General features: G+C 31.3%; 12 protein-coding genes and 1 pseudogene. 5 read left to right on the forward strand and 8 right to left on the reverse strand.

Features of this window, described 5'->3' with window-relative positions; all coding sequences use genetic code 11:
• Window positions 1-327: 327 nt before the first annotated feature.
• From ABW636_RS16880 to ABW636_RS16895, 4 genes are all read right to left on the reverse strand, one after another.
• Entirely contained in the window at window positions 328-843 is a 516-nt protein-coding gene (locus ABW636_RS16880; protein ID WP_367591244.1) for a DinB family protein, read from the reverse strand.
• A gap of 84 nt (window positions 844-927) precedes the next feature.
• Window positions 928-3,513 (reverse strand): phosphoenolpyruvate carboxylase, encoded by a 2,586-nt coding sequence (locus tag ABW636_RS16885; protein ID WP_367591245.1) that lies wholly within the window; start codon window positions 3,511-3,513, stop codon window positions 928-930.
• A gap of 121 nt (window positions 3,514-3,634) precedes the next feature.
• Entirely contained in the window at window positions 3,635-4,114 is a 480-nt protein-coding gene (locus ABW636_RS16890) for an Lrp/AsnC family transcriptional regulator (protein WP_367591246.1), read from the reverse strand.
• A gap of 86 nt (window positions 4,115-4,200) precedes the next feature.
• Complete coding sequence (locus ABW636_RS16895; RefSeq protein WP_367591247.1) at window positions 4,201-5,346, reverse strand: M14 family zinc carboxypeptidase; 1,146 nt, start codon at window positions 5,344-5,346, stop codon at window positions 4,201-4,203.
• 371 nt (window positions 5,347-5,717) lie between these two features.
• On the opposite strand from ABW636_RS16895, the gene ABW636_RS16900 reads away from it, so the two are divergent.
• The 4 genes from ABW636_RS16900 (at window position 5,718) to ABW636_RS16915 (ending at window position 8,091) form a co-directional block, all read left to right on the forward strand.
• Window positions 5,718-6,212 carry a helix-turn-helix domain-containing protein gene (locus tag ABW636_RS16900; RefSeq protein WP_367591248.1) on the forward strand — a complete coding sequence of 165 codons (495 nt, stop codon included), beginning with the start codon at window positions 5,718-5,720 and terminating at the stop codon, window positions 6,210-6,212.
• A gap of 66 nt (window positions 6,213-6,278) precedes the next feature.
• The gene (locus tag ABW636_RS16905) at window positions 6,279-6,656 is read left to right on the forward strand and encodes a DNA topoisomerase IV (RefSeq protein ID WP_367591249.1); all 378 of its coding nucleotides are present in this window, start codon (window positions 6,279-6,281) and stop codon (window positions 6,654-6,656) included.
• Window positions 6,656-7,456 (forward strand): TerC family protein, encoded by an 801-nt coding sequence (locus ABW636_RS16910; protein WP_367591250.1) that lies wholly within the window; start codon window positions 6,656-6,658, stop codon window positions 7,454-7,456. Before ABW636_RS16905 ends, ABW636_RS16910 begins: the two co-directional genes overlap by 1 nt.
• 56 nt (window positions 7,457-7,512) lie before the next feature.
• Complete coding sequence (locus ABW636_RS16915; protein ID WP_367591251.1) at window positions 7,513-8,091, forward strand: PhnA domain-containing protein; 579 nt, start codon at window positions 7,513-7,515, stop codon at window positions 8,089-8,091.
• Between the two features lie 115 nt (window positions 8,092-8,206).
• Here ABW636_RS16915 and ABW636_RS16920 read toward each other — a convergent pair whose 3' ends face one another.
• From ABW636_RS16920 to ABW636_RS16935, 4 genes are all read right to left on the reverse strand, one after another.
• A complete protein-coding gene (locus tag ABW636_RS16920) occupies window positions 8,207-8,656 on the reverse strand; it encodes an SRPBCC domain-containing protein (RefSeq protein WP_367591252.1) in 450 nt (149 codons plus the stop codon).
• A gap of 102 nt (window positions 8,657-8,758) precedes the next feature.
• Complete coding sequence (locus tag ABW636_RS16925) at window positions 8,759-9,016, reverse strand: ArsR/SmtB family transcription factor (protein WP_367591253.1); 258 nt, start codon at window positions 9,014-9,016, stop codon at window positions 8,759-8,761.
• Window positions 9,017-9,590: 574 nt separating this feature from the next.
• Window positions 9,591-9,851, reverse strand: a complete 261-nt coding sequence (locus ABW636_RS16930) for an immunity 17 family protein (RefSeq protein ID WP_367591254.1) — start codon at window positions 9,849-9,851, stop codon at window positions 9,591-9,593.
• 113 nt (window positions 9,852-9,964) lie between these two features.
• Window positions 9,965-10,528 (reverse strand): hypothetical protein, encoded by a 564-nt coding sequence (locus tag ABW636_RS16935; RefSeq protein ID WP_367591255.1) that lies wholly within the window; start codon window positions 10,526-10,528, stop codon window positions 9,965-9,967.
• A 325-nt stretch (window positions 10,529-10,853) separates the two neighbouring features.
• Here ABW636_RS16935 and ABW636_RS16940 point away from each other — a divergent pair.
• A pseudogene (locus ABW636_RS16940) lies at window positions 10,854-11,757 on the forward strand (IS982 family transposase).
• The last annotated feature ends 49 nt before the right edge of the window (window positions 11,758-11,806 follow it).

The raw sequence follows: 11,806 nt of genomic DNA on the forward strand, positions 1-11,806 counted from the left end.
TTTAACAAAATAAGAAACAACGCGATTTTACATCAAGTAAAAAAATAATATTAAAACCTTTTTACGATCAAATATCACATTATTCGTAGTAAGGCTCTATTCCCCCATAGTACATAAATAGTAAAACAAACACCTGAACAATCAAAAAGAACAGTTTAAGTAATAAAAATAATTATCGCATGATTCAAGCGATAATTGGTAGGCAGACTAAAGTATCCAATTAATTCCCTTTTTTTTTTAATACGATACTTGAAATGTTTACCCGCTCCCCCAATTATGGGGGAGTGTTTTTTTTATCCTTAAACGTCTTGCACTAAAAACATGGTTTTATGTCAGATAACGTTCTTTAATTATTTCTATATGATGCTTTTGGTGTCCTGCTAATACATAGCCAACTGCTCTTACACTCATTGGACTACCACTTGCCTCACCTATTCGAACCAACATTTCTTTAGTAAAACTTTTAAACAATGAAATCGAGCAATCTCGTGTAATTTTGTAATCAGAAATTAACTCATTAATATTCCTATTATTAGCGGCAGAATATGGTACATAATCATCCTGTTCAAACCCAATAATTGGGGTTTTATCATTTCTTGCAAAACGTAAAGCCCTATATGCAAAAATACGTTCTGCGTCAATGATATGTTGTATGATCTCTAAAATTGTCCACTTACCATCGGCATATGCGTATTGATGTTTTTCTTTGGGGATGGTATTTATAAAATCAATAAATTCTATTTTTCCTGCAGATAACCCCTCTATAACATCAATATGTTCTGCCTTAGAAGTATACGTTCCATAATAAGGATGGTATTCTTCTTTTTCTAATTGTACTATCATCTTTTATTGAATTAAATCTGTAAAAATCATCAGATTGAAAAGGTATTAATTCTTATCCTGATACTTCATACTGTTAACAATTCTTTAGGCAGAGTTACGACTTGCATTAATATTGCCAAACAAGGACCTGGTAACCATCTTTTCATAAATAGCTAATTCTTTTGAACTAGTATCTCCCGCTGCATGAAGTTCTTGTATTTTCTTTAAGGCATATTGTTGTATAGTTAATAGTGGTAGTACAATCTGCTCTCTTATCTCTATTGAGGCTTTTCCTGCAGGTTCGTTTTCCATTAATTCGGTGTAGCCGGTTAACTTTAATAATAATCGCTTTGTCAACAGGTATTCATTATGAATAACATCCCAAAACCCTCCATACTCTTTATTTTCTTTCATATACGAAGTCAATTCGAAAAAGGATTTGGTAAGACTCATCATACTATTGCCTATAAGCGTTCTAAAAAAAGCTGATCCCTGATACAATGAAATTACTTCTTCAAATTTACCTTCATCTTCAAATGCTTTTAAGGCTGTTCCTACTCCATAAAAACCAGGAACATTTTGTTTTAACTGACTCCAGCTTCCTACAAAAGGAATAGCACGTAAGTCTCCAAAATCTAATGAATCACTCTTACTACGTTTAGATGGACGACTCCCTATATTAGCTTTTCCATAATATTTTAAAGTACTCATATGCTCTAGATAAGGAAGAAACTTAGGGTGTTCTTTAAAATCTACGTATGTACGATAGCTTATATCTGCAAGCTTTTGCATCACCTCTTTATGTGCTTTAGAAAAGAGGTTAGCTTCATTATTTGTTAACTCGTTTTCTACCCCTGCTCCCAGCAATTGTTCTAAATTATATTGGCAAGAATCTAAGGTTCCAAAATTAGAACTAATTGTTTGCCCTTGCACTGTTAACTGTATTTCTTCATCTTCTATAGTAGGTCCCAAAGAAGCATAAAATTGATTTGTATTTCCTCCTCCTCTTGCTGGCGGACCTCCTCTACCATCAAAAAAGACTACTTTAACATCGTATTGTCTTGATACCTCTGTAAGCGCTTCTTTGGCTTTAAAAATCCCCCAATTAGCCATAAGATACCCGCCATCTTTTGTACCATCAGAAAAGCCTAACATAATGGTTTGTTTCATATTTCGACTCTTAAGATGATGCATATACACAGGGTTCTCGTACAAGGATTTCATTACCTTATGCGCAACTTGCAAATCTGGAACAGTTTCAAAAAGTGGAATAACATCTAACGTTGGAAATTTCCAATCACACAGCCTAATTAAAGCAAATGTTTCCATGATGTTAAGTTCGCTACCATTATTACTAATGATATACCTATTTGCAGCTCGTTCACCATTATTTTGCTGAATGGTTTTAATAGCATAAATAGACTCTAAGGTAGCCTTTGTAATTCCATCCTCAAAGACATTAGGATCTAATTTCCCTGTCACCGAAGTAAGAATTTCTAACTGATTTCCTTCAGAAAGTTCTTCATAATCTTCTGGAAAAAGAGAAAGTCCTAAATCTATGGTTTTTGCGATTACTTCTGTAATCACATTATGATGAACTCTAGAATCTTGTCTAATATCTAATGTAGCAAAGTGAAAGCCAAATATTTTTACTTTATTAATTAAATCTTGTAACTCTTCTAAAAATAAAGATTGATGCTCTTGTATGATTTCTTTTTTGATCTCTAACAAACCATCCAATAACACTATTTCTGATAAAGGCTCTGTAGTATGTTCATTATAAAAATTATCATACAAAGCTCTTTCTAAGATTGTTATTTTATCCTGCAGGCTTCCAAAAGTGATTCTACGTTTTAATTTTCTAATATCTCTATAATAATTAATAAGGATTGTTTTTCGCAATCGCTTAGCAACTTTTAAGGTGGTCTCTGTTGTAACAAATGGATTACCATCTCTATCACCACCTGGCCAAAAACCAAGATTAATCAGATCGTTTTGAAAATCTTCTCCTTCAAAAATATTTTGCTGAACATAGTTATATATCTTACTGGCAGCATGATAAAATACATTTTCGAGATACCAAATTAAGCTAACCGCTTCATCATAAGGTGTTGGCTTTTCTTTCTTAAAAAACCCTGTTTTACCTAATTGCGCCAGTAATTGTTTGATACGTAATAAATCATTATTTCTAATTGCTTCATCCAAGTCATGAATAATTCCCAACACGGTACCTGGATAAAACTGTGTAGGATGTGCTGTTAAAGTAGGGCGAATTTTAAAACGCTTTAAATATTCTTGAAGTTCGTCAAGTTTTCCCTTTTCTTGAGCTTCTTCTTTTATACTCCTCAAAGTTCCTCTACCATCCATATTGTTTACAATAGGAAAAGCTGCATCCTCTATCGCATCAAATAATACTACCTGACGCTCTATATATTGTATAAAACGAAAAAGTAAATCATGTTTCGTTTGATTTGAAGGATTATTTTGATACAAATCAAAAAATTGTTCTACAATTTCTGTCGGGTTTTGATGTTGATCGTATCCTTTTTGACATACCTCACTAAAAAGAGGCAACAATACCCCGGTATTACTTATGGTATCAAAAGGTAATGTTATAAATATACTATTGTATATTTGATACTTAGCCAGAACGTTTTCATTAAAACGTTCAATTTTTGGTTTTCTAGCCATTGGTGTGGTGGTTAATGGTTAATAATGGTTAATAAAGTCAAAATAAAACATTAAAAAACCCTCTAAGGTTGGTAATCTTAAAGGGCGATAATTATGTTTTGTGTATATAAAAAGTACCCTTTTATAATTCTTGAAAGATAGAATGCATTAAACGCTTCTTGTCGTTTAGACTTTCTTCTAAAGAAATCATTGTTTCGGTACGATAGATTCCTTCTATATCATCTAACTTAAATATAATATCTTTTGCATGATTCGTATCTTTTGCTCTAATTTTACAAAAGATATTAAACTTTCCTGTTGTAATATGAGCAACTGTTACATATGGTATCTGTGCAATTCTCTCTAAAACAAATTTGGTTTGCGATGTGTTTTGAAGATATATACCTACATATGCAATAAATGAATATCCTAATTTTTTATAATCTAATGTCAACGAAGAGCCCTCTATAATACCAGCTTCTTCCATTTTCTTTACTCTTACGTGTACAGTTCCAGCAGAAATCAATAATTTCTTTGCGATATCTGTAAAAGGAGTACGCGTATTTTCAATTAACATATCCAAAATTTGGTGGTCAACCTCGTCTAATTTAAATTTAGCCATAGTATTGTGTATTATTTTCCCGATTATTTACATTACAAATTTAGCAGAAAAATACTGTTTTCGGGTATTTTATTTCATCTTTTTGCTTATTCTATTAAGAATAATTCAGTATCTAGTGTAAATTTTAACAGCTTGGCCTTTGGAACTATCTCTACTGTAACGTTTTCGTTGTGTATTGTTCTTTTTTTACCAAGAATCTCTTTATGGCCAAAAAAATTACTTAAGTCACCAATTTTTGCTACTTCAGGAACAAATTTCACCTTGTTTTCGATCAATTCTTCTTTAAATTGTACCGCTATATCTACGTTTTCTTCGTTTAGAACCACATCTCTAATGACAATATCATAAAAACATTTTCCGTTTTCTGGTATTGAAAAATACTCCTCAAATTGATCTCCTGTGATATTATTATTACTAATATAATCGATCGCAGTACATAAAGAGTAAAAAATATACTCTCTTGTAATTTCTCTATCATAATCATTAGGGAAATGACCTGCTTCAAAAAGAATAGTAGGTATCTCCATAAAGGTTAAAGTATCTCCAACACAATTTAAATTAAAACCATCATCATATCGTCCTACCCCTTTTGGTATTGCCTTTTGAAGTATATCATTCATTTTAACGATAATCTCCATAGCAATCTTTCTTGTAGAGGTGACAGATCGATCTTGATCCCCAGAGGGAGCTAAAAAAGAAACGGTAGCAGGTATATTAGTGTTACCTACACTAAAAATGGTACGTTGCCCGTGCAAATTAAAAGCAAAATCAGGTTGTATCTGATCCACTATTTGATTAAATACCCTACTTTCTATCTGAGTTTTTTCTTGTGCGTCGCGATTTAAATCCACAAGATTATAATTGAGCCTTGTATACGCACGAGCACCATCGGGGCTTAAAATAGGAATAATATATAAGGTACTTTGTTCAAGGATACGTGTTACTAAATCACTTTTATCGTTGGTAAGAAGATTTAAAAGGTCAAAAATGGCTTTGGTAGTAGTACTTTCGTTACCATGCATTTGTGACCAGAATAACAATCTTTTCTTTCCTCGACCAATTTTGATCAAATCGATTGGTTCATTATTTTCTGAAAGACCAATTTGCTCTATGCTTATTTTTGATGACAAAGCATCTAATAAAGGTTTAATAGTCTCATGCGTTATATACCGTCCATATAAAGTATCTACCTTATAAGTAACAAACCAATCCTGAAGCGTGTTAATATCCATAAAAATGACTTAAATAAGAGTACGAAATTAACGTAGTTTAGTGAAGAATCATAGAAAATTAAATAGTAATTACAGTTGTAAACTATACTCCTATTCACAAATGTAATTCAACACTATTTACAGTTGTAAACATTAGTTAATTTACATTCTTAAACAGATAATTTACTTTAGAACATCTCTATCTAAGAGGTTAATAAAAATACTTTTAAACAATTAATAATTATATATAAATGTTTATAAATTAAATATTTAAAGTTGTTTACCTAAAGTAATAATATATATACGATATTCTAATGTTTACATATGTAACCTTAAATATCTTTATATTTTGTTTACCTTTGTAACATCCTTCTCTTTAAATATAATTTACAATGGTAAACAGTGCTGATTTTGGTAAAAGAATTCAAAAAATAATGAATCACTATGCTATATCGGCTGCAGCTTTTGCTGATTATATGGGTGTAGGACGCTCTTCTATATCACATATTTTAAGTGGTAGAAATAAACCTAGTTTAGATTTTGTAATGAAAATTGTTGACGCATACAAAGAGGTAGATCTTCAATGGTTATTATATGGTAAGGGTACCTTTCCCAGATCCGAAAATGTTCAGAAAACTACACACTCCATACCCACTCCTACACAAGAAATGCCCACCGTTTCAGATACCGCGCAATTAGCTAACGAGCAAGATTTATTTTCTAATACTCCAAAATTTCAACAAGAATTAACAGATACAATCGATATTCAATCAATTAAAGAAAATGAAGATTCTAAACAGGTAATCAAAACAAACCAAGAAATAGATCGAATTGTTATTTTTTATGCAGATGGTACTTTTAATTCTTATGAGATGAAAAAATCTTAATTTTTTTTCATACTTATCTATTAATTTATTGGAAATAGATTTATTTTCGTCGATAGAATTAAGAGCATGATCAAGAAATTTATTTTTTTATTTCTATATACGGCCATTATAAGTGGTTGCTATCAACAAGAACGTAACTGTGTTAACTTTCATACAGGTACTTTTGAATTTGAAACTTTTCTTGATGCTGAATTGGTAAAAACAACTTTTGTTCGTAATGACAGTATAGAAATTGATTACTTTCGAGGGAAAAGTGATACTTCTAGTATTCGATGGATTAATGATTGTGAGTATATCCTACAAAAATTAAACCCTAAGAGCATGAGTGAAGAAAAAGCCATACATATGAAAATTCTAACTACCGATGCTACTATTTATACTTTCGAATACGGCTTGGTAGGTGAAACTAAAAAACAACGTGGAACTGCAAAAAAAATAAACTAATGCTAGAAATTTTTACATCGGCTGATGCTTGGGTCGCTCTATTAACACTTACATTCTTAGAAATTGTACTCGGGATCGATAATATTATTTTTATTTCCTTAGCCTCTAACAAGTTACCCAGTGAGCAACAAAAAAAAGCTACCAACATAGGGTTATTACTGGCAATGGTGATGCGTATTGTTTTGCTATTTGGTATATCCTTATTAGTGGCTATGGAAGCTCCTTTTTGGCATATTAATCTACCCTGGATAGAGGCTGGCATTAGCGGGCAAGCAGTTATTTTGTTTGGGGGCGGATTATTTCTTTTATATAAAAGTGTTCATGAAATTCATGAAAAGGTGGATGAAAAGGGAGAAGAAGAAAAAGAAATAGAAGCTAAAAGTTCTAGCACTTTGTCCAAAGCTATCCTGCAGATTACTTTGATCAATGTAGTTTTTTCTTTTGATTCTATATTAACTGCCGTAGGTATGACCAATGGATTAAGTGATAATCCAAATGATGCACTTATCATTATGGTTATTGCAGTTGTTATTTCTGTTTTGATTATGATGATATTTGCCAATCCGGTAGGTCGTTTTGTAAATAAACATCCATCTGTACAAATTCTTGGACTTGCTTTTTTAATTCTTATTGGATTTATGCTAATTGCCGAAGCAGCACATTTATCACATCTTAAAATATTTGAAAGTGAAGTAGGAACGATTCCGAAAGGATATTTATATTTTACAATTGCATTTTCTTTGTTTGTCGAGTTTGTCAATTTCAAACTACGAAAAAAACAAAAAAAGGTAAAAAGCTAAAGGGAGAGCCATTTTAATCCCCTTTTACAATCTTATTATATTAAAACAATGTTTCTATGAGCTTTGAAAGAGAGTTGCATAAACGAAGTGGATCTGTTTGCGAATTATCAGGAGCATCAGAAAACCTAGTTGTTTATGAAGTGCCTAAATCACCTAAAACAGGAATCGATTCACATATTTTAATTTCGCAAACTTGTATAACGCAAATTGAAAATCCAGAAAAAATGGATCCCAACTTCTGGCGTTGTCTTAATGATAGTATGTGGAGCGAAGTTCCTGCGGTACAAGTAATGGCCTGGAGAATGTTACATCGTTTAAAATCAGAAGGGTGGCCACAGGATTTATTGGATATGCTCTATTTAGATGATGATATGATGGTATGGGCCAATGCAACTGGTGATGGTGATGATAAGGAAGAGGCTATTAAACACCTAGACGCTAATGGGGTTATACTGCAAGCAGGTGACTCGGTAGTTTTGATAAAAGATCTCGAGGTAAAAGGTGCTAATTTTACTGCCAAACGAGGTACGCATGTACGAAATATTTCTTTGGTTCATGACAATGCCGAGCAAATAGAGGGTCGTGCAAATGGCCAACATATTGTGATTCTTACCAAGTTTGTTAAGAAATCATAGCACGAATAATGATAAATAGTATTGTGATGTTATTTATCATTATAAAGAGTTATGTTTTACTACAAGTACTGTCCAAACTATTCGCTTGTTCTTGGTTTTTATAATTAATCTGATTTTATTTTATAACAAATGTTGTAATAAGTTCTTCAAGTCTGTCAAAAACAGAACCCCACCCATTTAATATTCCCATTTTTTCCTGCTGGATACGATATGCTTCAGTCGGATGAATAACATTAAAAGTAAAATCTGTTTTATCCACAACCGCCTTGAACAAAGCCTGAATCTCTACTCCTTCTGTCATGGGTTTAAAATCTGCTTTAGAATATATTTTACTATGATTCACAATTTCTGTATAAACTCCTTCTGCAATAAATTCTTTTCCATCGGGCATTGGCATCGCAAATTTCCATATACCTCCTACTTTAAATTCATGCTCAATTATTTTGGTTGTAATTCCTTTTGTAGACCACCAGCTAGCAATATGCTTGGGTTCTGTCCATGCTGTCCAAACTAATGCTAAGGGAACATCAAAAATTCTTTTTATAGTTACTGTTCTATCCTTCATTTTCTTTGTTTTTTGTTTTTAGTTTCATTAAATATTCTTCAAAAGAATCAATTCTCTCTTCCCATTGTCTCTTATGCTGTTTTAACCACATAAATGCAGGAATCAGATTCTGAGCCTGAATTTGGCAGTACGCTCTCTTCCACTTTTATGAATAGTAATTACTCCACTCTCGTTCAATATTTTTAAATGTTTAGATATAGCGGGTCTGCTTATTTCAAACTGGTGCGCTAGTTCATTAACAGAAGGAGTTTTATCAGACAACAAATCTATTATCTCTCTTCGAACGGGGTCTGCAATTGCTTGATATACATCTCTTCTCATAATACGTAACTGAACAGTTTCAAATACAAGCGTAATCATTCGGTTACACAAATAATTATAAGTAAATTTCGAAGTACTAAAACAATACGTTAGTTTTTCTGCACTTAAAGCAATGATGTAGAATTCATATTAACTAAAACGTTCTTTGTTAACATTCTACTTTACCGGTTTTAAGATTAATAGTCTTTCCCTTACCATACCAAACCAGATCATTTGGTATATCCCATTTTATAACTATGCTATCATAAAATATCCCAAAGTCTGGATTGTTATTGCTTTTTCTTATAATAGTACCTTTTTTTGACTTTTAACACCACTATAACTTCACAATTTCCAACATCACCCAGAGAGGTTATTTTAAAAAGTTTACACTTTGATTTCTAATGAATAATTACCGTCAGGACTTATATATTTTTTAACTCCAAGCTCAGAAAAGAAAAGTTATGCTACAAGAGTAATAATAAATATCGTAGATAACGTATATGTTACTTTTTTCATTTTCTGAATTTTTAAATCACATAACAAGATTTAAACATAACATTTTCAATATGTTATAACAAAAAGATCAATCCCTGATCAGTACTTTTATTTTGGTTCTGATGATGAGTAACAATTATTGAAAGTAGTAAAGTAAAAAACCGCCAAATCCTGCTATTATTCCTAATAAATAAATAATACTAATGACTATTCTAAATGCTTTGTGCCCAAAGGTATGATACAACATTCTTTGGTTTCCACTTGCTGGATCAATCGCCCAGTTCTTATTTTTTAATGCTCCAATAAATAGTATGATAAAAACGATCCCGATGATGAGATAGATATATTCAGGAAAATCGGTAAAAAAATCTTTTAAGTTATTTAGTTGTTCTTCCAATATTGTTTTTCAGTTTGTTATACTTTAATTTTTGTGAAAATTGGCTAATAAATTATTGCTCCAATTTACGATGCTCGAATAAACAAAAGTTAATTTATTTTGTTGTGAGCGCTTTAATATTCTTCTAAATCAGACTTTATGTTATTTACTTTTATGGTTTCAAAGTAATTAATATATTCTTCTCTACTTTTAAATTTTGCTTTAGGATTGGATTCGTACCATTCAATCGTTGCAAGTATTTCTTGGTTCAGTTTTTTTTGAGTTTTTTCTTTTTTTAGAAAAGTCTTGGTTTCTTCTTTACTCAATCCAAAAACTAGTTCTATGTCGACATAAGCTTCTGCATCAGAGCCTGTTCCAAACTTTGCCTCATACAAATCATAAACGTCATCTACCTCCATGTGTTTATACAACATAAAGGCGCATAAATCAATAGTATAAACAGGAATATCATATTCAAACCCTTTTAATTCTTCTTGTAACAGATTCTTTATTAAAGGTTTGTCCACAGAAGAATAATCGTTATACAATTCAAGAATCAGGTTTTTTCTTTTTTTATAGTTTTTATCATCACTATACTCATATCCATTTTTACCATTATGAGTACATGCAAAATCATTTAATAAAGATTCATCATTATTTAATCTAAACTCTTCTATAATTTTTCTATGCGTATTCATTTCCTATTTTATTATCACAGTATTTACTATAAGTTTCATATCAAGTAAATTGTTACCTTGCTTTTTGATTTTTATGCATAGTGATTGCTATATTTTTCTTTGAACAGGTATGTTGTAAGTTATTAAAATTGTTCTTACATACTACGAAACTCTAATGGTTTTCAAAATAGTCATAAAAAAGTAAATTACTAAACATTTTACTATAACCAAATAATACTACTAACCTGAGTTCGATTAATTTTAGGTAAGTTTTTTATAGCAAAAAAGATAGATTTTTAGCAAATCAAAGTTCTGAAATTCAATTTATTAATCTAAAAATCTATCTATGATTTCTTATTCTAAAATTACTGAAATATTTTGTGTTATTGATGAATTTTGCAAGGAATATGGTCAAGTAGTCGATAAAGCCTTACTTGGTAATCCTACAAAACGCCCTTCTGTGATGTCTAAGAGTGAAATCATTACAATTACGGTTCTTTTTCATTTGGGAGGTTTTAGAACTTTTAAACACTTCTATATCTATTATGCCCAAGAGCATATGAAGGAAGAGTTTCCTCAAACAGTATCCTACAATAGGTTCACAGAATTGATGTATGGTAACTTGATAGCGATGAGTTTATTTTTAAAAACTTGTTGTATGGGATGTTGTACAGGAATTTCTTTTGTAGATTCAACTCCTATCCGAGTTTGCAAAAACAAACGGATCAAGAGAAATAAAGTATTTAAAGGGATTGCTAATACAGGGAAATCTACAATGGGATGGTTTTATGGGTTTAAACTTCATATTATCATCAATGATAAAGGAGAGATACTCACTTTTACTATTACCCAAGCTAGTGAGGATGACAGGACACCTTTAAAACAAGAACGTTTTTTGGATAAGATATTTGGAAAACTATTTGCTGACAAGGGGTATGCGGGAAAAGATTTAGCTAAGTTGCTCTTTATAGATGGAATACAAATCATTACACATATCAAAAATAATATGAAAAACTGTCTGATGACACTTTCTGACAAAATACTGCTTAGGAAACGTTCTGTGATTGAAACCGTAAATGATGAACTCAAAAATATTTGTCAAGTAGAGGATTCAAGACATAGAAGCTTCGGTAATTTTCTTAGCAACATAATAGGCGGGGCTTATTGCATATAGTTTCCTACCTAAAAAAACACAAATCAAATTTGTCTGTCTTAACAATCGAACTCAGGTTATTAGATCATCTCTTTAAAACTCTAATCCAAAAACTTAGTCCCCAACATCTCTGATGCCTCCATTAC

This window comes from Aquimarina discodermiae, assembly GCF_040786235.1.
Taxonomy (GTDB): Bacteria; Bacteroidota; Bacteroidia; order Flavobacteriales; family Flavobacteriaceae; genus Aquimarina.

Excerpts from the sequence above, each read along its gene's own strand:
- ABW636_RS16880 (WP_367591244.1), bottom strand. The coding sequence starts at position 843 with ATGATAGTACAATTAGAAAAAGAAGAATACCATCCTTATTATGGAACG.
- ABW636_RS16885 (WP_367591245.1), bottom strand. The coding sequence starts at position 3,513 with ATGGCTAGAAAACCAAAAATTGAACGTTTTAATGAAAACGTTCTGGCT.
- ABW636_RS16890 (WP_367591246.1), bottom strand. The coding sequence starts at position 4,114 with ATGGCTAAATTTAAATTAGACGAGGTTGACCACCAAATTTTGGATATG.
- ABW636_RS16895 (WP_367591247.1), bottom strand. The coding sequence starts at position 5,346 with ATGGATATTAACACGCTTCAGGATTGGTTTGTTACTTATAAGGTAGAT.
- ABW636_RS16900 (WP_367591248.1), top strand. The coding sequence starts at position 5,718 with ATGGTAAACAGTGCTGATTTTGGTAAAAGAATTCAAAAAATAATGAAT.
- ABW636_RS16905 (WP_367591249.1), top strand. The coding sequence starts at position 6,279 with ATGATCAAGAAATTTATTTTTTTATTTCTATATACGGCCATTATAAGT.
- ABW636_RS16910 (WP_367591250.1), top strand. The coding sequence starts at position 6,656 with ATGCTAGAAATTTTTACATCGGCTGATGCTTGGGTCGCTCTATTAACA.
- ABW636_RS16915 (WP_367591251.1), top strand. The coding sequence starts at position 7,513 with ATGAGCTTTGAAAGAGAGTTGCATAAACGAAGTGGATCTGTTTGCGAA.
- ABW636_RS16920 (WP_367591252.1), bottom strand. The coding sequence starts at position 8,656 with ATGAAGGATAGAACAGTAACTATAAAAAGAATTTTTGATGTTCCCTTA.
- ABW636_RS16925 (WP_367591253.1), bottom strand. The coding sequence starts at position 9,016 with ATGATTACGCTTGTATTTGAAACTGTTCAGTTACGTATTATGAGAAGA.
- ABW636_RS16935 (WP_367591255.1), bottom strand. The coding sequence starts at position 10,528 with ATGAATACGCATAGAAAAATTATAGAAGAGTTTAGATTAAATAATGAT.